The sequence below is a fragment of the Sphingomonas sp. IC-11 genome, from assembly GCF_021043365.1.
In the GTDB taxonomy this organism is placed as follows: Bacteria; Pseudomonadota; Alphaproteobacteria; order Sphingomonadales; family Sphingomonadaceae; genus Sphingomonas.
This window is the reverse complement of sequence record NZ_JAJNDU010000004.1, coordinates 240,702-263,609: the sequence shown is the minus strand read 5'-3', so window position 1 is coordinate 263,609 and position 22,908 is coordinate 240,702. Positions and strand designations below refer to the sequence as shown.

The 22,908-nt window shown below is 66.1% G+C and carries 20 protein-coding genes and 1 tRNA gene; 14 read left to right on the top strand and 7 right to left on the bottom strand.

The features are described 5' to 3' along the window. The first annotated feature begins 5 nt into the window (after positions 1-5). The 4 genes from LQ954_RS13665 to LQ954_RS13650 all read left to right on the top strand — a co-directional run bounded on the left by LQ954_RS13665 (position 6) and on the right by LQ954_RS13650 (position 3,607). Positions 6-785: a sulfite exporter TauE/SafE family protein gene (locus LQ954_RS13665; RefSeq protein ID WP_231023601.1), complete on the top strand. Its 780-nt coding sequence runs from the start codon at positions 6-8 to the stop codon at positions 783-785. 135 nt (positions 786-920) lie between these two features. Continuing rightward, positions 921-1,619, top strand: a complete 699-nt coding sequence (locus LQ954_RS13660) for a cytochrome b/b6 domain-containing protein (RefSeq protein ID WP_231023600.1) — start codon at positions 921-923, stop codon at positions 1,617-1,619. Next, complete coding sequence (locus tag LQ954_RS13655; RefSeq protein ID WP_231023599.1) at positions 1,616-2,359, top strand: molybdopterin-dependent oxidoreductase; 744 nt, start codon at positions 1,616-1,618, stop codon at positions 2,357-2,359. The genes LQ954_RS13660 and LQ954_RS13655 overlap by 4 nt, the downstream gene beginning before the upstream one ends. A gap of 210 nt (positions 2,360-2,569) precedes the next feature. Then, a complete protein-coding gene (locus tag LQ954_RS13650; RefSeq protein ID WP_443026635.1) occupies positions 2,570-3,607 on the top strand; it encodes a class I SAM-dependent methyltransferase in 1,038 nt (345 codons plus the stop codon). A gap of 39 nt (positions 3,608-3,646) precedes the next feature. Here the strand turns inward: LQ954_RS13650 and LQ954_RS13645 are convergent, their stop codons facing one another. Both LQ954_RS13645 and LQ954_RS13640 read right to left on the bottom strand, forming a co-directional pair. After that, positions 3,647-4,420 carry an SDR family NAD(P)-dependent oxidoreductase gene (locus tag LQ954_RS13645; protein ID WP_231023597.1) on the bottom strand — a complete coding sequence of 258 codons (774 nt, stop codon included), beginning with the start codon at positions 4,418-4,420 and terminating at the stop codon, positions 3,647-3,649. Beyond that, entirely contained in the window at positions 4,417-5,241 is an 825-nt protein-coding gene (locus tag LQ954_RS13640) for an enoyl-CoA hydratase/isomerase family protein (RefSeq protein WP_443026633.1), read from the bottom strand. Before LQ954_RS13640 ends, LQ954_RS13645 begins: the two co-directional genes overlap by 4 nt. Positions 5,242-5,345: 104 nt before the next feature. Between LQ954_RS13640 and LQ954_RS13635 the strand changes: the two genes are divergently transcribed. The 3 genes from LQ954_RS13635 to LQ954_RS13625 all read left to right on the top strand — a co-directional run bounded on the left by LQ954_RS13635 (position 5,346) and on the right by LQ954_RS13625 (position 8,523). Beyond that, on the top strand, positions 5,346-6,134 hold the full coding sequence (locus tag LQ954_RS13635; protein WP_231023595.1) for an SDR family NAD(P)-dependent oxidoreductase: 789 nt from the start codon (positions 5,346-5,348) through the stop codon (positions 6,132-6,134). A 71-nt stretch (positions 6,135-6,205) separates the two neighbouring features. Then, positions 6,206-7,303 (top strand): acyl-CoA dehydrogenase family protein, encoded by a 1,098-nt coding sequence (locus tag LQ954_RS13630; protein ID WP_231023594.1) that lies wholly within the window; start codon positions 6,206-6,208, stop codon positions 7,301-7,303. A 20-nt stretch (positions 7,304-7,323) separates the two neighbouring features. Next, entirely contained in the window at positions 7,324-8,523 is a 1,200-nt protein-coding gene (locus tag LQ954_RS13625) for an acyl-CoA dehydrogenase family protein (protein ID WP_231023593.1), read from the top strand. A 540-nt stretch (positions 8,524-9,063) separates the two neighbouring features. On the opposite strand, the gene LQ954_RS13620 is transcribed toward LQ954_RS13625, so the two are convergent. The 4 genes from LQ954_RS13620 to LQ954_RS13605 all read right to left on the bottom strand — a co-directional run bounded on the left by LQ954_RS13620 (position 9,064) and on the right by LQ954_RS13605 (position 11,185). After that, the gene (locus LQ954_RS13620; protein ID WP_227772690.1) at positions 9,064-9,249 is read right to left on the bottom strand and encodes a hypothetical protein; all 186 of its coding nucleotides are present in this window, start codon (positions 9,247-9,249) and stop codon (positions 9,064-9,066) included. Between the two features lie 2 nt (positions 9,250-9,251). Then, on the bottom strand, positions 9,252-10,388 hold the full coding sequence (gene tgt / locus LQ954_RS13615; RefSeq protein WP_231023592.1) for a tRNA guanosine(34) transglycosylase Tgt: 1,137 nt from the start codon (positions 10,386-10,388) through the stop codon (positions 9,252-9,254). Further along, positions 10,385-10,867, bottom strand: a complete 483-nt coding sequence (locus LQ954_RS13610; RefSeq protein ID WP_227772688.1) for an EF-hand domain-containing protein — start codon at positions 10,865-10,867, stop codon at positions 10,385-10,387. The genes tgt and LQ954_RS13610 overlap by 4 nt, the downstream gene beginning before the upstream one ends. Positions 10,868-11,111: 244 nt before the next feature. After that, positions 11,112-11,185: transfer RNA gene (locus LQ954_RS13605), tRNA-Gln, on the bottom strand. Positions 11,186-11,364: 179 nt separating this feature from the next. Between LQ954_RS13605 and LQ954_RS13600 the strand changes: the two genes are divergently transcribed. After that, positions 11,365-12,408, top strand: coding sequence for a Ppx/GppA phosphatase family protein (locus LQ954_RS13600; protein WP_231023591.1), 1,044 nt, complete (start codon positions 11,365-11,367; stop codon positions 12,406-12,408). Then, positions 12,405-13,073 (top strand): RlmE family RNA methyltransferase, encoded by a 669-nt coding sequence (locus LQ954_RS13595; RefSeq protein ID WP_231023590.1) that lies wholly within the window; start codon positions 12,405-12,407, stop codon positions 13,071-13,073. The genes LQ954_RS13600 and LQ954_RS13595 overlap by 4 nt, the downstream gene beginning before the upstream one ends. A 180-nt stretch (positions 13,074-13,253) precedes the next feature. Here LQ954_RS13595 and rpoZ read toward each other — a convergent pair whose 3' ends face one another. Continuing rightward, positions 13,254-13,598: a DNA-directed RNA polymerase subunit omega gene (gene rpoZ, locus LQ954_RS13590; protein ID WP_231023589.1), complete on the bottom strand. Its 345-nt coding sequence runs from the start codon at positions 13,596-13,598 to the stop codon at positions 13,254-13,256. A gap of 120 nt (positions 13,599-13,718) precedes the next feature. Here rpoZ and LQ954_RS13585 point away from each other — a divergent pair, with 120 nt between their 5' ends. The 5 genes from LQ954_RS13585 to gspD all read left to right on the top strand — a co-directional run bounded on the left by LQ954_RS13585 (position 13,719) and on the right by gspD (position 22,858). After that, on the top strand, positions 13,719-14,885 hold the full coding sequence (locus LQ954_RS13585; RefSeq protein WP_231023587.1) for a phospholipase D-like domain-containing protein: 1,167 nt from the start codon (positions 13,719-13,721) through the stop codon (positions 14,883-14,885). A gap of 192 nt (positions 14,886-15,077) precedes the next feature. After that, the gene (locus LQ954_RS13580) at positions 15,078-16,715 is read left to right on the top strand and encodes a hypothetical protein (RefSeq protein ID WP_231023585.1); all 1,638 of its coding nucleotides are present in this window, start codon (positions 15,078-15,080) and stop codon (positions 16,713-16,715) included. 93 nt (positions 16,716-16,808) lie between these two features. Next, a complete protein-coding gene (locus LQ954_RS13575; protein ID WP_231023583.1) occupies positions 16,809-19,631 on the top strand; it encodes a TonB-dependent receptor domain-containing protein in 2,823 nt (940 codons plus the stop codon). A 207-nt stretch (positions 19,632-19,838) separates the two neighbouring features. Next, complete coding sequence (locus LQ954_RS13570; protein ID WP_231023581.1) at positions 19,839-20,669, top strand: type II secretion system protein N; 831 nt, start codon at positions 19,839-19,841, stop codon at positions 20,667-20,669. After that, complete coding sequence (gene gspD / locus LQ954_RS13565; RefSeq protein ID WP_231023580.1) at positions 20,666-22,858, top strand: type II secretion system secretin GspD; 2,193 nt, start codon at positions 20,666-20,668, stop codon at positions 22,856-22,858. Before LQ954_RS13570 ends, gspD begins: the two co-directional genes overlap by 4 nt. Positions 22,859-22,908: the final 50 nt, after the last annotated feature.

Sequence of the window (22,908 nt, the reverse complement as noted above, 5' to 3'; positions counted from 1 at the left end):
GGCGCATGCGGCGCAAAGAGCCGCGGGTGCTTGATCTTGCTGCTATCGCGCTGGTTACCGGCGCCGGATTTCTTGGCGGCGCGATGAACGCGCTGGCCGGCGGAGGATCGTTCGCGACCATGCCGGCCCTGCTCGCCATCGGGCTGCCGGCGAATATCGCCAATTCGACCTCCAACTTCGCGGTGCTTCCGGGCGCGGCCATGAGCAGCTGGTCGTTCCGGAAGGAGCGCGCGCCACTTGGCGGCGTCAACCTCAGCGTGCTGGGGTGGGTGACGTTCGTTGCAGGGCTGATCGGCAGCATGCTGCTGGTGCTGACTCCGGCGCAGACGTTCGACGTGATCGTGCCGTGGCTGGTGCTCTACGCCTTTGTCGTTCTGGCCGTGGGCAAGCGAGCGTCGGTGTGGCTGGCGGAGCGGGTGACGATTGGGACGCGCACGCTGATCGCGGCACAAGCGCTGCTGGGCATCTATGGCGGCTATTTCGGCGGCGGAGTCGGATTGATGATGACCGCGACCTACGGTCTGCTCGCCGGGCTGCATCCCCGGGCGATGTTCGCGCCGCGCACGTTGATGCTGGCGATCGCCAATGCCGCGGCGGCGATCGTTTTCGTCGCCACGGGCATGATCCATTGGGCGTCGGCCGTGCCGATGCTGGTCGGTGCGCTGGTTGGTGGCTGGGCCGGGGCGGTGGTGGGCAAGCTGCTGCCGCATGCGGTGGTACGCTGGTGGACGTTGTTGTTGTCGGGAGCCACGACCCTTGTCTTTTTCTGGCGCGCCTACGGATAAGGACGGCCGCCTTTCGGAGCGTTTCGGCCGCTATCCGGAGCGGTTTGGCCGCGTGCGGAAGAGCGCCGGCCAGTAGGCCGCACATGTCCCCGGGGGCAGGTGTGGACCGGCCAAATTCATGGTAGCGTTCAGCCGATGCGCGTCGTTTTTCGCCACCGCCTTGCGACCCGATTGTGGCATTGGATCAACGCCGCCGCGATCTTCATCCTGATCGGATCGGGGCTGGGCATATCCAACGCGCATCCGCGATTATACTGGGGACGCTACGGCGCGAACTTCGACGCGGCGTGGCTGGAGCTGCCGCGATTCCCCGCGTGGCTGACGATCCCCGCCAATTACAATCTTGCGCTGTCACGGCGCTGGCATCTGTTCTTTGCAATGGTGCTCGGTTTCGGCCTGCTTGCCTATATGATGGTGAGCCTGCTGAACCGGCATTTCGCACGGCGCCTGCGGGTGCGGCGTGAGGACCTGTCGCGGCGGAACCTGGCGGCAGATGTGCGCGAGCATCTCGCGCTGCGCTTTCATGATCCCGCCAATCCGTCCGCCTACAACATCTTCCAGAAGCTGTCCTATATCGCGGTCATCTTCGTCCTGCTGCCGCTGGTGATCTTTAGCGGGATCGCGCTGTCGCCGATGATGAACGCCGGTTTCCCCTGGTTGCTGGACCTGTTCGGCGGGCGGCAATCGGCGCGGTCGATCCATTTCCTGTGTATGGTCGGACTGACGCTGTTCACCATCGTGCACCTGACCCTGGTGATCCTGGCAGGAGCGATCAACGAGATCCGGTCGATGATCACGGGATGGTGGCGTGTACCCGAGGAGCCGCGGCCATGATCCTTGCGCGACGCAGCCTGATCGCCGGCACCGCCGCGCTGCTGGCGGGCTGCGACAAGGTGGTCGAGCATCCCGCCGCACGCCGCATCCTGTTCATGGGCGAGGACATGCAGCGCGGGCTGCAACGTGCCTTGGTCGATCGCAACGCGCTGGCGCCGGAATTTCGCCCAGAGCAACGATCGCCCTTTTTCCGCCCCAACGGCACCCGCGACCCAGGTACGCCGGAATATGCAGCGATGCGGGCGGGGAACTTCGCGGAGTGGCGGCTGCAGATCGGAGGGCTCGTAGCGCGTCCCTTGTCGCTGGCGCTCACGGACCTGGCGGCGTTTCCGCAGCGCGCCCAGATCACGCGGCACGATTGCGTGGAAGGGTGGAGTGCTATCGCCAAGTGGCAGGGGCCGCAGCTCGGCGAAGTGTTGAAGGCGGCCGGTCTGCGCGATGCGGCGCGCTACATCGTGTTCACCTGCGCCGACCTGTATGGCGGCGCGCCTTATTATGAATCGATTGACCTCATCGATGCCTTCCACCCGCAGACGATCCTGGCCTGGGCGCTTAACGACCAGTTCCTGCCGGTGATGAACGGCGCGCCGTGCCGCCTGCGCGTGGAGCGGCAGCTGGGATACAAGCACGCCAAATATCTGATGCGGATCGACGCCGTGGCGAGCCTTGCAGGCGTAGGCAAGGGCAAGGGCGGCTATTGGGAGGATAATGTCGATTACGATTGGTATGCCGGGATCTGATCGTTACGATTTCGATCCATGGCTTTGATCGATATCTTCCTTTCCCGCGCGGTGAAGCGTGGCACGCTCACGCTTCATCGCCCCAAGGCGGCGACCCGCACCTATGGTACGCCCGAGCTCGGTTTTCCCGACGTAACGATCCGCTTCGCCGACAGCGGCGTCGCGCTGACGATCGCGCGCAATCCGGCGCTTGGCGCTGGCGAATGTTTCATGAACGGGCGGCTGATTGTCGAGAAGGGCGACATTCGCGACCTCGTCGAGCTGCTGAAGCGCAATGATGCCTGGGAGAAGGGGACGAAGAACCTGAAGCCGGGGCTGGCTGCGCGTACCTTCAATGCGGTGAAATATCGCGCCGACCGGATCAACATGGAGCGCCGATCGAAGCGCAACGTGGCGCATCACTATGACCTGTCGGGCCGGCTCTACGACCTGTTCCTCGATCGCGACAAGCAGTACAGCTGCGCGTACTTCACCGATCCGGGCAACAGCCTGGAGCAGGCGCAGGACGACAAAAAGGCCCATATCGCGGCCAAGCTGGCGCTGAAGCCGGGGATGCGCGTGCTGGACATCGGCTGCGGCTGGGGCGGCATGGCGCTGTACCTCAACAAGCATTTCGACGTCGACGTGTTGGGCGTGACGCTGTCCGAAGAACAGCTGAAGGTGGCGCGCGATCGCGCCGCCGCGGCGGGCGTGGCGGACCGGGTGAAGTTCGAGCTGATCGATTACCGCCGCGTCACCGGCAGCTTCGACCGGATCGTGTCGGTCGGCATGTTCGAGCATGTCGGGCCACCGCAATATCGCACCTTCTTCCGCAAGTGCCGCGAGCTGCTGACCGATGACGGCGTGATGCTGCTGCACACCATTGGGCGCATGGGCGGGCCGGGGATCACCGACGACTGGACCGCGAAATACATCTTCCCGGGCGGCTATAACCCGGCGCTGAGCGAAATCGTGACCGCATACGAGGGGACCAAGCTTTTCCCGACCGATATCGAGGTGCTGCGCGTCCATTACGCCTATACGCTCGACCATTGGTACGACCGGACGGTGGCGGCGAGGGACGCGATCGTCGCGCTGTATGACGAGCGCTTCTTCCGCATGTGGACCTTCTACCTCGCCGGGGCGGCAGCGGCGTTCCGCAACGGGGGGCTGTGCAATTACCAGGTGCAGCTGACCAAGGGGCGCCATTCGGTGCCGCTGACGCGTGATTACATGTTCGAAGGCGAGCGCAAGCTGCGCGAGGGGTGAGGGGGCTCCCCTCCCGCGGACGGGAGGGGAGATGCAGCATCAGCCGCCGCCGTGGAGGTTGATCTTCTGCCCGTTGGCATATTCGCCGTCGGCCGAGACGAAGTACGCCACCGCCGCCGCGACATCGGCCGGGGTGGAGACGCGGCCGAAGGGTGATTGCGCGGCGAGATCGTGGATGTCCGCGACGCCGCGCGTGGCCTTGGCCAGTCGCTCGCCCATGTCGGTGACGGTGAGGCCGGGGGCGACGATGTTGGTGCGGATGTTGTTGGCGCGCTCTTCTTTCGACAGCACCAGCGCGAGCGCCTCGGCGGCGGCCTTACCCATCGAATAGGGCGCGCCATTAGGGGCGTGGTAGAGCGTCGCGACGCTGGAAATCATGATGATGTCACCGCGGCCTTTCGCCTTGGCACGCTCGCGCATCGAGGGAAGGACGAGCTTCGACATGTAGTGCGGTGCGAAGCAGTGGGTGCGCATGACGCGTTCGAACTCGGCCGGGTCGGTATCGGCGACGCTCTGCCCGCGGCTGGCGATGCCAGCGTTGTTGACGAGGATGTCGATCCCGCCGAAATCGGCGACGACCGCGTCGACCAGTTTCTCGCAATCCTCGAACTGGTCGACCGAGGCGGCATAGGCCTTGGCGCGGCGGCCGAGGCCCTCGATCTCCCGCACGACTTCCTCGGCAGCCTCGGCATCGCGGCGGTAGTTGACCGCGACGTCGGCGCCGTCACGCGCCAGGCGGAGCGCGATCTCGCGCCCAATGCCGCGGCCCCCGCCGGTTACCAGTGCGACCCGTCCCTCAAGTCCCCCACTCATGCAGCCTGCTCCTTCTTCTTGGTATAATCGGGCCGGCGCTTCTCGAAGAACGCCTTGATGCCCTCGCCGAAATCGGGGGAGGTCGCGCACAGGATCTGGTTGCGATCCTCCATCGCCACCGCTGCCTCGAGGCTGGGCGCGTCGATCGACATGCGCAGGCACTCCTTGGTGAGGCGAAGGCCCATCGGCGAGGTGGTGAGCATCTGTTCGATCAGCGGCGCGGCGGCTTCCTCCATCTGATCATCGGGCACGACGCGGCTGACAAGGCCGGTGGCCAGCGCGCGATCGGCGGTGATGAAATTGCCGGTGAGCATGAACTCGGCCGCCACGCTCGCGCCGACGAGGCGTGGGAGGAAATAGCTGACGCCGATGTCGCAGGCGGAAAGCCCGATGCGGATGAAGGCGGCGTTCATGCGGACCGATTCGCCGGCGATGCGGATGTCCGACGCCAGCGCCATCGCGAAGCCGCCGCCGCACGCTGGGCCGTGCACGAGGCTGATGATCGGCTGCGGGCAGTAACGCATCTTCATCACGATCTCGGCGATCGAGCGCTGGTGCGCGAGGCGATCGATCGTGTCGAATTCGGAGCGGCCGCCCTCCTGCAGATCGAGCCCGGCGCAATAGGCGCGGCCGGCGCCTTTCAGTACCACCACGCGGCAGTCACGATCCTTGTGGAGCGCGCCGAAATAATGGTTCAATTCCTCCACGTGGCGATCGTTGAGCGCGTTCAGGACGTGCGGGCGGTTCATCGTCACCCAATCCACTTCGCCCCGGCGCTCGACCGAGATCATCTCATATTCCACGCTGCCTCTCCCACTCATGCTTGTTGCTGATGCTTGTTGACGGCGCACTCTACATAACTAAAGTTATCCTGCAATCGCGGACGGCCAACGGGGTCGCCGCTCATGAATTAGGGGAGAGGGGCGTGAAGCTCGGACCGGATATTGCTGCCGTTATCACCGGGGGTGCCTCGGGGCTGGGGCTGGCCACCGCCAAGGCGCTGCGCGCGCAGGGCGTGAAGGTCGCCCTGTTCGACAAGAATGCCGAAATCGGCCCGGGCGTCGCCGAAGAGATCGGTGCAGTGTTCTGCGAAGTCGACGTGATGGACCAGGCGTCGGTCGACGCCGGCTTTGCCAAGGCGCGCGCCGCGAACGGGCAGGAGCGCGCGCTGGTGAATTGCGCCGGCGGCGGCTTCGGCGGGCCGAACAAGACGGTGGCGCGGTCTAAAGAGGACGGATCGATCGTCCCTTATCCGATCGAGAATTTCCAGAAGACGCTGGAGCTGAACCTGGTCGGCTCATTCCGCTGCATCGTCGGGTCAGTTGCTGGGATGATGACGCTGGACCCGACCGAGGACGGGGATCGTGGCGCCATCGTCAACACCGCGAGCGTCGCGGGTGAGGAAGGGCAGATGGGGCAGGTCGCTTATGCCTCGGCCAAGGCGGGCGTGATCGGCATGACGCTGAACGTCGCGCGCGATCTCGCGAGCGAGGGCGTGCGCTGCAATACGATCCTGCCGGGGATTTTCGACACGCCGCTGCTGGCGCGGGCGAAGCCGCAGGTGAAGGCCGCGCTGTCGGCGATGGTGCCGTTCCCCAAGCGGCTGGGCGCGGCGGAGGAATATGCGATGCTGGCGGTTGAGATGCTGCGCAACGGCTATTTCAACGGCGAGGACGTGCGGCTCGACGGCGCGATCCGGATGCAGCCGCGGTAAAGCAAATCAACAGCTTCCCGTTCGTGCTGGGCATGGCCGAAGCACGAACGGCGCGGGCGGGGAGAGTTTAGATGAACTTCGATTATTCCGACGATCAGAAGATGCTGAAGGACGAGGCGCGCAAGTTCCTCGCCGCGAAATGCGATGCGAAGGTGGTGCGCGGCGTGCTCGACAATGCCGACCGCGCCTATGACGAGGGGCTGTGGAAGGGCGTGGCCGAACAGGGCTGGCTGGGCGCGGCGATCCCCGAAGAGTTCGGCGGGCTGGGGCTGGGCCATGTCGAGCTATGCGGGCTGGCCGAGGAGCTGGGCCGCGCCTGTGCGCCGATCCCGTTCGCCTCGACCGTCTATTTCGTCGCCGAGGCGCTGATGAAGTTCGGCTCGCAGGAGCAGAAGGCGAAGTGGCTGCCGAAGATCGCTGCTGGCGAAGTGATCGGCGCGTTTGCGACGAGTGAGGGCAAGGGGCCGGTGACGGCGCGGTCGATCAAGACCAGCGTCACGGGCGGCAAGCTGAGCGGCGAGAAGATCCCGGTCACTGACGGCGATGTCGCCGACCTGATCGTCGTGCTGGCCAAGGATGGGCTGTACCTCGTCGAGAAGGGCGAAGGCGTGTCGGCCGAGGTGCTGACGACGCTGGACCCGACGCGGTCGGCGGCCAAGCTCACCTTCTCGGGTGCACCGGCTGAGCGACTGGGTGACGAGGATGGCATCGCGGCGATGCAGGCGGTGTTCGACCGGGCGGCGATCCTGCTCGCGTTCGAGCAGGTCGGCGGCGCGGACAAGTGCCTTGAGATGGCCAAGGCCTATGCGCTCGACCGGCAGGCGTTCGGCCGGGTGATCGGCGGCTATCAGGCGATCAAGCACAAGCTGGCCGACATGTACGTCAAGAACGAGATCGCGCGCTCCAACGCCTATTTCGGCGCCTGGGCGCTCAACACCGATGCGGGCGAGCTGCCGCTGGCGGCGGCGACGGCGCGGGTCGCGGCGAGCGAGGCGTTCTGGTTCGCCTCCAAGGAGAATATCCAGACGCATGGCGGCATCGGCTTCACCTGGGAAGCGGACCCGCAGCTTTATTATCGCCGCTCGCGGCAGCTCAGCCTCGTGGCGGGTGCCCCGGCGACGTGGCGCGAGCGGCTGGTGAGCCAGCTTGAGATGAAGAACGCCGCCTGAGCTTTTGAGAGGATAGCGAGATGGACTTCAACGACTCCCCGGAAGAAGCCGACTATCGCGCCAAGGCGCGCGCCTGGCTGGAGAAGAACGTCGCCGAGCACAAGGCGATGAACCACGCCGACGACATGGCGGCGGGCAAGGCATGGCAGAAGCGCAAGGCCGAGGCCGGTTACGCTCAGATCACCTGGCCCAAGGAATGGGGCGGGGCTGGCGGGACGCCGATCCAGTCGGTGATCTTCAGCCAGGAAGAGGCCAAGTTCCCGGTGCAATACGGCTATTTCACCATCGGGCTCGGCATGTGCGTGCCGACCGTGATGGCGTTCGCCGATGCGGAGACCAAGAAGCGCTTCGTCGGCCCGGCGCTGCGCGGCGAGGAGATCTGGTCGCAGCTGTTCTCCGAACCCGCCGGCGGTTCCGACGTGGCGGCGATCCGCACCCGTGCGGTGCGTGATGGCGACGATTGGGTGGTGAACGGCCAGAAGGTGTGGACATCTGGCGCGCATTATTCGGACTATGGCATCGTCCTGGTCCGCACCAACCCCGACGTGCCCAAGCATAAGGGCCTGACGATGTTCTGGCTCGACCTGAAATCGCCGGGTGTCGAGATCCGGCCGATCCACCAGATGTCGGGCGGCTCGAACTTCAACGAGGTGTATTTCACCGACGTCCGCATCCCCGATTCGCAGCGGCTGGGCGCGGTGGACGACGGCTGGAAGGTCGCGCTGGTCACGCTGATGAACGAGCGGCTCGCGGTCGGCGGGGCGAGCGGGGCGAGCCCGAAGGAGATACTGTCGCTGGCCAAGGACCTCGACGCGGCGGACGGCCCGCTGATCAAGGACAGTGCGTTCCGCCAGCGGCTGGCCGACTGGTACGTCCAGTCGGAGGGGCTGCGGAACACCCGCATGCGCACGATGACTGCGCTGAGCCGCGGGCAGACGCCGGGGCCGGAAAGCTCGATCGGCAAGATCATCGCCGCCAACGTGCTGCAGGACCTGGGCAATGCCGCGGTCGAGGCGGAGGATCAGTATGGGATCATCAACGATCCTGCGCTGCTGCCGCTGAAGGGGCTGTTCCAGGGCGCAGTGATGAACGCGCCGGGCCTGCGCATCGCCGGCGGCACCGACGAGATTCTTAAGAACATCATCGCCGAGCGCGTGCTTGGCCTGCCGGGCGAGATCCGGACGGACAAGGATGCGGCGTTCAAGGATCTGGCGGGCTGAGCCCGGTTCATCGGATCTTGACGATTGACGCCGGGGTTGGGCGGCGGCGGTCAGACCTGCATAAGCGGGGATGATCGCCGCTTCACCTTGCGCTTCGCATCGATCCCTGACGCCTCGTTTCCAGCGGGGTGTCGCCCGGGCATGGCGCGATGGACCAGTCGTTGCAGATCGGCTTCTTGCGAATGTCGGCGACTGACGGAGGGGAGCGGCCGCGCAGCCTCCGCAGGGGGAAACTGCTCTGCTTCGCCTGAACCACGCATGCCCTACGCAGCGGCCGGGAAGCAGTTCAGGCACTCCGCGCGGAGGCGTGCGCGTCGGCGAGCGCCGGCTGCTGATGAGGTGCCATTCACGGCAAGCGCATGCTGGTGATCGAGGGGGTCGGGGCGGACGGCGGCTCGTCAGTGGCCGCTTGGATACCGCAAGCGCCTCAGCATGGAGGCGCAGGAAACTGCCTGCTCGCGATGCTGGCGAGAGGGCGGCTCTTGCCCGCCCCGCGATCTGCAGGAGGTGGCCGCTGGCTGGGCCAGCGGCGGGTGCGCGTCAGTCCTTTTTGCGGGTGAAGAGGACCGCAGCGGCGATGGCGGCGGAACCGATGCCCACGCCCAGACCGATCTTGCCCAGATCCCAGCCACGCTTCTGACGCGCTGCGGTGGCGTCCTTGGCGGCGGTTTCATGCTGCTTGGCGGCAGCGGCGGCGGCGAGGATCTCATTGGGTTCGTCGGACACGCTTACTCTCCTTTGCCGCGCTGGTACCGCGACCGGAACGCATCGGCAAAGGCTTTGAGCCGCTGTTCGGCGATCGCCGAGCGCAGGTCAGCCATCAGCGTTTCGTAGAAGAAGATGTTGTGTTCGGTCATCAGCATGGCGCCCAGGATCTCACCCGCACGCACGAGATGATGGAGGTAGGCCCGGCTCCAGGTGGCGCAGGTCGGACAGCCGCATTCGGGATCGAGCGGGCCTTGATCCTCGTTGAAGCGGGCGTTGCGGATGTTGATCGGGCCGGTGCGGGTGAACGCCTGACCGGTGCGGCCCGAGCGGGTCGGCAGCACGCAATCGAACATGTCGACCCCGCGCTCCACCGCGCCGACGATGTCGTCGGGCTTGCCGACGCCCATCAGGTATCGCGGGCGATCGGCGGGCAGCTGGCCGGGGGCAAAATCGAGGCAGGCGAACATCGCCTCCTGTCCCTCGCCGACCGCCAGGCCGCCGATCGCATAGCCATCAAAGCCGATGTCGATCAGCGCGTCGGCCGAGGTGCGGCGTAACCCCTCGTCAAGCGCGCCCTGCTGGATCCCGAAGATGGCGTTGTTCGCGGCATGCTCTCCGCCGCTGTCGAAGGCATCCCGCGATCGCTTTGCCCAGCGCATCGAGCGCTCCATGGCCGCCGCCTGCACCTCTCGCGTGGAGGTGGTCGGCACCAGTTCGTCAAACGCCATGATGATGTTGGAGCCGAGCAGCCGCTGGATCTCGATCGAGCGTTCCGGGCTGAGCAGGTGCCGCGTGCCGTCGAGGTGCGATTTGAAGGTGATGCCTTCCTCCGACCGCTTGGTCAGATCGGACAGGCTCATCACCTGATAGCCGCCTGAATCGGTCAGGATCGGCTTGTCCCAGCCCATGAAGCGGTGGAGCCCGCCGAGCCGCGCCACACGCTCCGCGCCGGGGCGAAGCATGAGGTGATAGGTGTTACCAAGGATGATGTCCGCGCCAGCGGCCTCGACGTCGGCCGGCTTCATCGCCTTGACCGTGGCGGCAGTGCCAACCGGCATGAAGGCAGGCGTTCGGATCGTGCCGCGGTGCATGGCGATGCTGCCGGTACGAGCGGCGCCGTCCGTGGCGGCGATGGTGAAGGTGAAACGGTCGGTCATTTACGGGGTGGCTTCCGCTTCTTTCCATCGTTGGGCCGGCTGTCGTCGCCGAACACGCGGGCGCGGATCGTCAGGAGCTCGGCGCGCGTCAGAACACCGTCCTTGTCCCGATCGTAACGGGTGAAATATTCGGAGAAGCGCGCCTGAAGTTCACGCAACGCGACCCGATCATCGCCGTCGCGATCGACTTCAAACGGACTGGGCAGCGCATTGCGATCGCCCAGGAAGCGCTCGGCCCAGTCGGCAAATTCGATATAGCGGAGCGATCCCGCCTTTGCCGCGTCGATGAGGGCGAAGGAGGCGGCGAGGCCGTCTTCCATTTCCTCACGAGTCACGCGCGCGTCGCCATCCGCGTCGAACGTCGCGATCAGCATTGCGGCTGGTTCATAGGCCATGGTCGCGGGCGGCTGCGGCGCGCCGGGCTGCGGGCCGGTCACCACAATCGGGCTGGCCTGGAGGAGAAGGGAGAGGATCAGCATGTCACGCAGGTATCACGAAAGGCCCGCCATCGCGGCTAGAGGCCCAGTGCGTCAATGGTGTGGCGGCTTTTTGCGGGTCTGACGCCAGCAATGGTTACGCGGCAATCGCCGATGAAAGCTGTGTCATCCGGCGTTCGCAACAGGACGGAACCCCGCGAACTGGCAGCCGAAGAAGGGCGGATGCGTCGACACGGGTCGGCTATCGGATAGCCAAAGGTCCGCAGATGTTCGGGGGAGGTTGTGCTGGATGCCCGACAAGGATTCGAACCTTGATTGACGGAGTCAGAGTCCGCTCTCTTACCATTAGAGGATCGGGCAACAGCCGCGCCGCTGCGATGAAGCAGCAACAGGTGGGCGCCTCTAATCCGGCGGATCGGCAAGGTCAAGCACCTGATTGCGGGGGCGGGTTGCAGTGGGCCACGGCGCACGCTAGCTTCCCTGCCAAGCACCGAGCGGGGTTACCCGCGACGGAAGAACAAAAGAAAGAACGACGGCACGTGGCGCATCATCACGCCGACCTGCCGTACCGGCGCGATCGCCGCGCCCGTCCGGCAAGCGAGGGCTCGCAAAAGGCCCCCTTTCGCCAGCATTTCGCGCGTCATTATGCCGCGCTGGATCTCGGCACCAACAATTGCAGATTGCTGATCGCCCGCCCCCAAGGCGAGGGATTCGCGGTCGTCGACGCCTTTTCCCGCATCGTACGGCTGGGCGAGGGGCTGGCGACCAGCGGCCGATTATCGGATGCGGCGGTGGATCGAACCATCGCTGCGCTACGCATTTGCGCCGACAAGCTGAAGCGCCGCAACGTGACTTTGGCGCGATCCGTCGCTACCGAAGCCTGCCGCCGCGCCAGCAACGGCACGGCTTTCATCGAACGCGCCTATCGGGAGACGGGCATCCACCTCGACGTGATCTCGGCCGAAGAGGAGGCGCGGCTTGCCGTGCTGGGTTGCCATGTGCTGCTGGAGCCGGGCAACGCGCCGGCACTCGTCTTCGATATCGGCGGCGGTTCGACCGAACTGGTGCTGATCGACACTTCCACCACTGTGCCAACCGTGATCGACTGGCACTCGGCCCCCTGGGGGGTCGTGTCGCTGACGGAAAGCGCGGGCGGCGGCGAGGGGCCGGCCGGATTGGCCGCAGCCTATGATCGGATGCGGAACCTGGTGCGGGAAAGCTTTGCCCCCTTTGCGGATCGCTTGCCGAAGGTCGACGGCCCGCGGCGTCTGCTCGGCACGTCCGGCACGGTCACCACGCTGGCGAGCGTCCATCTGGGGCTCGACCGCTATGACCGCGCGCAGGTGGACGGCCTGATCGCACCGGCCGATTCGATGCGGGCGATCAGCCAGCGGCTGGCGCACCTGTCCATTACAGAGCGCGCGAAGCTGCCGTGCATCGGCCGCGAACGTGCGGACCTGGTGGTGGCGGGCTGTGCGATCCTCGAAACCATCCTGGATCTATGGCCCGCGGAGCGGCTGGGCATTGCCGATCGCGGCATCCGCGAGGGTATCCTGCGCCGCCTGATGACGAGCGCGGCATGAGGGGCGGGGGCGGACTTCGCACGCGCGTCAAAACCGCGCGGGGCCGGACGGCGCAATCGACGCGCTGGCTGGAGCGGCAGCTGAACGATCCCTATGTGAAGCGGGCCAAGGCCGAAGGGTATCGCAGCCGGGCGGCGTACAAGCTGCTGGAGCTGGACGAGCGGTTCAATTTCCTGCGCGGGGCCAAGCGCATCGTCGACCTGGGCATGGCGCCGGGCGGGTGGAGCCAGGTGGTCCGCCGCAAACTGCCGGGCAGTGCGGTGGTGGGTATCGACCTGTTGCCGGTAGACCCGCTGGACGGCGTGACGATCCTGCAAATGGATTTCATGGCCGACGATGCGCCCGAGCGGCTGATCGAGGAACTGGGCGGCGCACCCGATGTCGTGCTTTCCGACATGGCCGCGAATACCGTCGGTCATCCGCAAACCGATGCGCTGCGCACCATGGCACTGGTGGAAGCGGCAAGCGACTTCGCGATTTCGGTGCTGCGGCCCGGGGGCACGTTCGTGGCGAAGGTGTTCGCCGGCGGCGCGGATTCGGCGCTGGTGACCTTGCTGAAGCGCAACTTCACCACCGTGAAACATGCCAAGCCGCCGTCGAGCCGCAAGGGATCGGTGGAATGGTTCGTGGTGGCGCAGGGCTTCAAGGGGCGGCGCCAGGAATAGCCGCCGGGTGCAGGCGTGGGCTGTCGGCCCACGCCGATGCGCCAGTCCCGGTTTTTTGCCTGCGATGGCGGGTCCTGGCTGAACGAGCGCAAACGAAAAGGCCGCAGCGTCGCCGCTGCGGCCTTTTCGTTGTTGCGACTTCGACAGCCGACATGCCCGGCAGGCGCCGGGCGCGGCCGATCAGCCGTCGTAATCGGCGCCGAGGTTCTGATTGCGCGGCGGGGCAGCGGCGGTGAGGCGCAGCGCCTCTGCCGAAGCAGCCAGCGAGCCGACGGCATCGGCCTCTTCCTCGTCGTCGATCTGAACGCGCTGCAGGCTCTGCACCACGCCTTCGCGGAGCTCTTCCGGCTTGACCGTCTGTTCGGCGATCTCACGCAGCGCGACCACCGGATTCTTATCCCGATCGCGGTCGATCGTCAGTTCGGCGCCGCCTGACACCTGCCGCGCGCGCTGAGCCGCGAGCAGAACCAGATCGAACCGGTTGGGGATCTTGTCGACGCAATCCTCGACCGTGACGCGCGCCATAGACGCTTCCTTCGCTAAACTACTGCTGGATGAAGGCAGGCGATCTAGGCCCAAGGGCCCGCCAAGTCAAGGAATCCGCATCCTTGCCGCCGTGGCCCGCGCAGTCCAAGTCAGCCCGCAATGAACGATGCGCGTCCCTTCACCGTCGCCGGCAACCAGCTGACCCTGCTGATCGAAGGGCCGGAGCGACTGAATGCCCTGATCGACCTGATCGAGGGCGCCCGCCGCTCGCTGCGGATGCTCTACTACATATATGCGGACGATCACGCGGGGGAGCGGGTCAACGAGGCTTTGATCGACGCCGCCAACCGAGGTGTCGAGGTGTCGCTGATCGTCGACGGCTTCGGCAGCGACGAGGCGGCAGACCGGCGCTTTTTCGATCCGCTGGAGGCGGCCGGAATTTCGGTCTGCCGGTTCGTGCCCCGGCTGGGCCGGCGCTATCTCCTGCGCAATCACCAGAAGCTGGCGTTGGCCGATGCGGAGGAAGCGGCGCCGCGGATCATCGTTGGCGGCTTCAATATCGAGGATGATTATTTCGGCACCGCCGGCGACCAGGCGTGGCGCGATCTGGGGCTGCTGATGGAAGGGCCGGCCGCCGCGCGCATCGCCGGCTATTTCGATGCGCTGAACGCCTGGGTGCGGGAGCCGAAAGGCAAGCTTCGCCACCTCAATCGGGCGCTGTCGCAATGGAGCGAGCAGGAGGGCGAGGTGCGGTGGCTGATCGGCGGGCCGACTCGGCGACTGTCGCCCTGGGCACGAGCGGTGCGCGGAGACATGCGCCGTGCCGAGCGGATCGACATCATCGCGGCCTATTTCACCCCCAGCCCGACCATGCTGCGGCAGATCGACCGCGCAGGCCGAAAGGGCAGGGTGGTGCGCGTGGTGACGGCGCGAAAGTCGGACAACAATGCCACCATCGCAGCAGCGCGCTTCACCTATCGCGGCCTGTTGAAGCGCGGGATCAGGGTGTTCGAGTATCTGCCCACCAAGCTGCACACCAAATTGTACGCGGTGGACCGGGCAGTGCACATCGGCAGCGCCAATTTCGACATGCGCAGCCTGTTCATCAACCTGGAGCTGATGCTGCGGATCGAGGACGTGGCGTTCGCCGATCATGTCCGCGCCTATATCGATGGCGAGATCGCCCAGTCGGAAGAAATCACCATGGATCGCTACCTGGCGGTCACCGGCTTGTGGCAGCGGGTGAAGCAATTTGCCGCCTATCTGCTGGTCGGGGTGGCGGACCCGATGGTTTCCCGAACGCTGAACTTCGGCATCGACGAGTGATCTGATCCGACGCTCGATCGGACTCCGCCGCGATTGTCACGGCTTCGCAACATCGCCGTCACTCCCGAGTCTCTGAACCTCCACTTGGCTGTCACGTCACGCGCCTAGCGGCACTCCTCAAGGGGGGACGGGCATGTGGCCCGGCTCGCCCGCGGTCCAGGGGAGGACCGATCAGCTCAACGGGAGTGAGACATGCTCAGCTTCAGCCGCCACCACTTTCTTTCCGGCACCGCCTGCCTTCTGCTCGCCGGGTGCGGCGCGGACGATGTCGCATCGCCGGGGGCGGGCAACATCGACGTGATCGTCACCCCGGCGCCCACGCCCACGCCGCCGACGACGGGTACGCCGACGCCCTCGCCGATCACGGCAGCGCAATTCGCCGTCGCGACGACGCAGAGCGGCGTCACCATCACCGCCGACGAGCAGTTCGCGCTGGTCAATGCGGGCACCAACAACAATGTGAACGGCGCCGCCGGGCTGAACGGCATCTACCCCGTCAACAACACGCCGCTGACCACGCCGAGCAACCCAACGACGCTGGGCAATTTCTTCGTGCCGACGAGCTTCGTTGGGGCGGTAAGCGGGCCTGATGATACGTCGTTTCAGGGCTGGACCTGCAATTCCTCCTCCGCAAACTTCGGCGGCAGCACGACCGCCTGCACCGCGGTGCCTAATATCGGCACGCTGGCGGCGGGCGCGGCATGCCCGACGGGAACGACCGACGACGGCCTGGTCGCCGGTTTCCGCGCCTGCCGCCTTCCGGAAAAGATCACGAGCAGCCTGACGCTGCCGAAGATCGCGGGCGTCTTCTACCGTTTCCGCGGGCAGACCGAAGTGGGCGTCGACGTCGGCTCGCAGGGAGCGGACTCGGGCGTCACGCTGACGATCGCGCCGGGCGTTGTTCTCGCCGCCGACTCGAGCGAGGCCTCGAACGACCTGATCCTGGTGAACCGGGGCAGCCGCATCAATGCGGTGGGCACCGCCGCGGCGCCGATCATCTTCACCTCGCAGCAGAACCTGACCGCCAATGGCGTGTCCGATTCGACGCAGGGCCAGTGGGGCGGCCTCATCCTGCTCGGCCGCGCACCGACCGCGGTCTGCGCGGCGGGCACCGGTGGCAACAATCAAGGTGGCACCACCGGCAACGACGCCGGCGGCACCAGCACGACCTGCCAGGCACCGATCGAGGGCGTTCCGGGCCGCTTCTACGGCGGTACCAACCAGGCCGATAACTCCGGCACGCTGCAATATGTGCAGATCCGCTACACCGGCATCGCCATCAGCGAGGGCAACGAGCTTCAGGGCCTGACCCTGGGCGGCACCGGCAGCGGCACGACCATCGACCATGTTCAGAGCCACAATTCGGCGGACGATGGCATCGAGATCTTCGGCGGCACCACCAACCTGAAGTATTTCGTGGTGACCGGTGCGGACGACGATGGCTTCGACGTCGACAACGGCTGGCGCGGTTTCATGCAGTTCATCATTGCGGCGCAGAAGGCCGGCGGCGCGACCGCCGACTCGTTCGCGACCGAGATCGACTCGAACGGCGCCGAGGACCTGCTGCCGCGCACCTTTGGCCGCTACGCCAACTTCACCTTCATCCAGACGGCGCCTTCGGCCCCGGCCGCGATCCGCTTGCGCGGCGGCGCGGACTTCGCCTTCGTCAACGGCGTGGTGAAGACCGGCTCCGGCCAGGGCTGCATCAACCTGGTGGCAGGCGCCGGCTCGGGTGACACCCGCACGACCATCCGGCCGGCCGATGCCGCGCTTCAGGACGTGGGGCCGCCGACCTTCAACTCGGTCTACTTCCAGTGCCAGGGCCGCTGAGCCCCGGCCGCCACTGCTGACCGTAGCGGGCCCGTGCGTGCGACAAGCGCCGCGGCGGGCCCGCTCCTTGCCAATTCACCGGAAGACCTGATCATGCGCCAGCGCGCCCTCTACGCCTCCCTGCTCCTCGTGACGACGACGCTCGTCGCCCCAGCCGCGCTGGCGCAGGTCGCGCCTTCCGGTGGCGCTCCGGCGGCAGGGCCGAGCACCGGCACCATCGCCCCGCCGGCCGATCCGGCAGGCACGGACACGAGCGCCGTCAGCCAGCAATCTGCCCCAACGGCCGCCGATGAGCAGAGCGCGGAAGTGTCCGCTCCCGGCGTGGATGCGGCGGCCGGCGGGGACATCGTGGTGGTCGGGCGGAACATCCCGAACACCGTGCGATCCACCGCCCAGGTGATCAGCGTCCTTTCCACGGCCGATATCGCACGAACAGGTGAAGGCGATATCGCGGGCGCCCTGACGCGCGTCACCGGCCTGTCGGTGGTCGGCAATGGCTATGTCTTCGTGCGGGGGCTTGGCGACCGCTATTCCTCCGCGCTGCTGAACGGATCGCCGCTGCCGAGCCCGGAGCCGCTGCGCCGGACGGTGCCGCTCGACATTTTTCCCACCACCATCGTCGGTTCGGCGCTGGTCCAGAAGACCTATTCCGCCAATTATCCCGGGGAGTTCGGCGGCGGCGTCATCAACCTGACCACCAAGGCCATTCCGGACGAGAATTACGTCACCATGGGCGGGTCGCTGGGCATCGATACCGAAACCACGGGCAAGCTCGGCAACACCTATTACGGATCGAAGACGGACTGGCTCGGCTATGATTCGGGCGAGCGCAAACTGCCCGACTTCCTGCGCAATGCGCCAAACGGATCGGGCGTGATCCCGACTGCGCAGGTCGCGCAGCTGTCCAATGCGCGGACCACCTTGCTTCAGCGCAATTTCGACATTCCGCCAAACTGGTCAGCCGATCTCAACCTGGGTCTTGTCGGCGAACTCGGACCGGGGCGCATCGGCATGATCGCGACCGGCAGCGTGTCCAACACCTGGCGCACCCGCGCCACCACGCAGCAGGACACGATCAGCAATGACGGAACGCTGCGGAACGACTTCGACACGCTGATCACCGACAATCGCGCGGTCGTGAACGGGCTGCTCGGCTTCGGCTATGAATTTGACGAGAACCGCATCCGCTGGACCAACGTCTATATCCACGACACGTTGAAGCAGGGGCGCGCCTCCGCCGCGACGGTTTACAACAATTCGTCGGGCAACCCGATTTTCCAGCAGAACACCAACTGGTTCGAACGGCAGCTGATCGAGACGCAGCTGGTCGGTGAGTTCAAGCCGGTCGACGATCTGTCGGTGGATGTGCGCGGCGCCTATGCGAATTCGAAGCGCAACTCGCCCTATGAGCGCCAATTCATCTACACCTGCAACACCGGCCTCAACATTCAGGTGACCAACCCTGTTGGTGGCAGCGCGCTGAGCTGCCCGGGAGTGTGGCAGGCCACCAATGCGTTCGATCGCTTTGCCACCGTCGTCTTCAGCGAGCTGAACGAGGACCTGTATTCCGGGCAGGCCGACGTTGCCTACAAGCTGCCCGGCGACCGTCCCTTCACCCTGTCGGCCGGCTATTATTATTCGCAGAACGAACGATCCTCGCTTCGCCTGCCATTCACTTTCCAGACGGCCACCGGCGGAGCGATCCCGTTCCCCTGCAATCTCTTCCGCCCCGATTACCTCCTGTCCCCGGACGTGCTGAACGGCTGCCCGGTGGCGACGTCCGGCACGCCGGCGGAGAACGCCGTCCAGCTGCGGTTCGACTCGGGTCTGAACGGCTCCTACGCCTATGACGCGAGCCTCAGAATCCATGCCGGTTACGTTCAGGCAGAGGCCGAAGCGATCGATGGCATCCGTGCGATCATTGGCGTTCGGTACGAGACGGCGAAGCAGGAAGTGACGCCGATCGGTGCCGCACCGACGCGGCTGAGCAATGATTACTTCCTGCCAGCGGCGACGCTGACCTGGAACTTCGCACCGGACATGCAGCTGCGACTGGCCGCGGCGAAGACCATCGCGCGTCCGCAGTTCCGCGAACTCGCCCCCCAGGCGTTCCGCGATTTCGAGTCGGACCGCCTGTTCTTCGGCAACCCCAACCTGCGCGACTCCAAGCTCTACAATCTGGAAGCGCGCTACGAATGGTTCTTTGATCGTGACCAGCGGATCACGGCAGCAGGCTTCTACAAGCGGATCGACAATCCGATCGAGCAGGTTGGCTTCTATCCGACGCCAGACGCGCGGCTTCAGACCGGCTTTACCTACCTGCCCAAGGCGACCCTGTGGGGCGGCGAGATCGAGGTGCAGAAGTACCTGCCGCTCGACTTCATCTCCGAGGGCATGGCCGGCAAGCGGGCGGTGATCATCGCCAATTACACCTATACGCAGTCGCAGATCACCGCGGACGAGCAGTGCGTGCCCAGCGTGCTCGGCGTTTCGCTGGGCCGGTGCGGGGCCGGGTTTGCCCCGGCTAACCTCCAGTTCCGCGACGGAGCGCCGCTGACCGGCCAGTCCGACCATCTCGTGAACCTTCAGCTCGGCTATGAGGATCGCGACAACGACATGCAGGCGACGCTGCTGTTCAATTACGCCAGTGATCGCGTGACCAATCGTGGCCCGTCGCTGTTGTCCGGCGTCGGCTTTCAGCCCGACATCATCGAGCGCCCCGGCATCCGGCTGGACTTCGTGGTTCGGCAGACCGTCGATTTCCTTGGTACGCGGCTGGAGCTGAAGGGGGAGGCCCGCAATCTGACGGGCACCCGTTACCAGGAGCGGCAAACCTTCGAGGACGGGCGGCGCGTGTTTATCAATCGCTACGAGCAGGGGCGGATGTTCACGCTGGGCGCCAGCGTCACCTTCTGATCCCACCTTTGCTGGCGAGGCCAGCGTTACGCCAGCACACCGCCCCCGGCCGGGTCGATCCGGCCGGGGCGAACGCTGAGCCTTCGTCACCAGCCGCAGGGCGCCGCCGATAGGAATGGCCGGCGAACGCCCTAGATATTACACTGGCTTGCAATGCCGCTGTAACATCGCGGACATAGCGGCGGCTGCGCGGGGATTGGCAAATACATGCGATTGAACTTCGACGCCCGCGCGAAGGCGATCCTGCGGCGGATGCCCGTCGTGAACGTCTATTCGCTGGCGGAACTGCTGTTGCTCGGGGCGCTGGCGATCCAGTGCGCGCGGCTGGTCTGGACGGTGGTGACGCCGGTCTCGCCCCTGGGCGAATGGCGACCGGCGGGCGTTGTTCTGCCCAACGCGCCGGGCGACGTGCTGCGCAGTTTCGACCCGTTTTTCCGCATCAGCGGCGGCTCGGCCCAGAACGGTGCCGGAGTCGTGACCTCGCTTCAACTGACCCTTTTCGGTACCCGGATCGACGAGGCGACGGGTCGCGGCTCCGCGATCCTGGCGGGACCGGACAATGTGCAAAAAAGCGTCGCGGTGGGCGAGGAAATCATGCCGGGCGTGGTGCTGAGAGCGGTGGCGTTCGATCATGTGACGATCGAGCGCGGCGGCGCGCGCGAAGACCTGTTTCTCGATCAATCCGCGGGTGCCGCCACGCCGACGCCCGTGCCGGGCGACGCCGAGCAGGCCACCGCCACGCCTTCTACCTCAGGGATCACAGTGCAGCAGTTTCAGCGTGAAATCGGTTTTGTGCCGCGTGTCGAAGGTGGGCGGATCAACGGCCTGGTCGTGCGGCCGGCAGGCTCCGGCGCGGCGTTCCGTGCTGCTGGCCTTCGCGAGGGTGACATCGTGACGGAGATCGGCGGCCGCGCGGTGCAGGGGCCTGGCGATATCGAGCGACTGGCCACTCAATATGCCGGTGGCGGCGCCATCGCGATCACGGTGGATCGCGGCGGGCAGACGCTGCCCCTCAGCATCCAGGTGGCGGGACAATGAAGCGCTGGCTGCTCGCGCCGGCGCTGGCGCTCGTCCTGGGCGTTCAGGCGCAAGCGCAAACGACGCTGAACGTGCGCGATGCCGACATCCGCGCGTTTATCGCCGATGCGGCGAAGGTGACCGGGCGCACCTTCATCATCGACAGCCGCGTTCAGGGCAAGGTGACGGTGGTTACGGATCGACCGCTCAGCCGGTCCGAATATTTCGAGGTGTTCCTCTCCACGCTGCGCGCCAACGGCCTCGTCACGGTGCCCACCGCCAATGGCGCGCTGCGTGTTCAGCCGATCGAGAATGCCGCCAGCCAGCCGGGGCGGATCGGCACCAGTGGCGCGGCACGAAACCAGTTCGTGACGGAGATCGTGCGGCTGAGTGCCATTGACGCGCAATCGGCCGTTGATACGGTCCGCCCGCTTGTTTCCGCGCAAGGATCGGTCAGCGCCAATCGGGCCGGCAGCTCGATCGTTATCGCCGACTTCGCCGATAATGTCCGCCGGGTGCGCGAAGTGCTGCGGCGGATCGATACCGATAACAATTCGACCCGCGTCATCGCGCTGAAGAACGCCGGTGCCCGCGACATTGCGACGGCGCTTCAGGGGCTGCTGGGGACGCCGGCGCAGGGGCAAACGGCGAGTGCCAGCGTCGTGCCCGTGGAGGGCGCGAACTCCGTGGCGCTGCGCGGCGATCCTTCAACGGTCGCGCGGCTGGCGCAAGTGGCGCTCGATCTGGACCAGAAGGCGAAGAGCGGCACGGAAATCCGCGTCGTCTTCCTGGAACATGCCGATGCGGCGCAGCTGCTGCCGGTGCTTCAGCAACTCGTCGGGCAGACCCCCGACGCCGTGCCGCAGAACCAGCTCAGCCAATCGAACTTCGGGGCCTCCACCGGGAGCAACGGGACTGGCGGGCAGCCGAGCGCCAACGCCGCCAGCCAGGCGCAGAGCGAAAGCGCGCCGGGCGGCGGATCGAGCGGACAGGCCGCCGTGCAGGCGCAAGGTGGCCGGGCGCCGGCCGTCGTGACGCGGTTCGTGGGCGCGAACGCCATTGTGATCGCGGCGCCCGCCGACATTCAGCGGCAGCTGGCGGAGGTGGTGCGACAGCTCGACACCCGGCGCGAGCAGGTGCTGGTGGAAGCGATCGTCGCCGAAGTATCGGACGTGACAGCCAGCCGCCTTGGCTTCCAGTTCCTGCTGGGCAGCCTGTCCGGTGGGGCGTTCGGCGCGACCAGCTTTTCCAATTCCGCCCCCAATCTGCTGACCATCGCAGGAGCGATCGGCGCGCGTGAGGTGGGTGGGACGACGACCACGGTGGTGGCGCCCGACGGAACACGGACGACCACCAGCACCGGCAATACCGCCAGCGACGCCCTGGCCCAGCAGGCGATCAACTCCATTCTGGGCGCTGGCGGCGGGTTCGCCGGCTTTGGCGGGAACATCGGTGGGGATACGATCTTCGGCACGATCATCAATGCCGTGAAGAGCGACACCACGTCGAACCTGCTGCAGGCGCCGAGCCTGATTACGCTCGACAATCAGGAAGCGCGTATCCTGGTCGGGCAGGAAATCCCGATCACCACGGGCCAGGCGCTGAGCCAGAATTTCGACAATGCCTTTCGCACCGTTCAGCGCGAGAATGTCGGCATCCAGCTGGAGGTTCGGCCGCAGGTCAATTCCTCGGGCTCGATCAAGCTGTTCCTCCACCAGCAGGTGAGCTCCATCGCAGGGCCGGTCAGCGACGATAATTCGGACCTGATCCTGAACAAGCGCGAGGTGGAGACCACGCTTACCGTCGACGATGGGCAGATCGCCATCATCGGCGGCCTGCTGAGCGATGATGAGCGGCGCACCCTGGAGAAGCTGCCGCTGCTCGGGGACATTCCCGTGATCGGCAACCTGTTCCGGTCGAAGGCGCGGCAGCGGTCGAAGACCAACCTCATGGTCTTCATCCGTCCGACGATCCTTCGATCATCCGAGGATAATCGCCGGGTGACGGAGCAGCGCTACGGTTATCTGCGGCTCCAGCAGGGGCAGCACAACCCGGCGCGTGAGCCGTCGATCGACGAACTGGTGCGCGATTACATGGGGGCGGCAGCGCCAATCCCCTCCGCGCCGGTGCCGGGCAACATCGAGGATCCGCGCGTGAACGTGCCCGTGCAGCGCAACTCCACCGTCACCATCAAGCGGCGGGACAAGTGATCAGGACCGGCCGCGATCTGTCTTCGCCCGCATTTCCGGCGGCGGCGGGT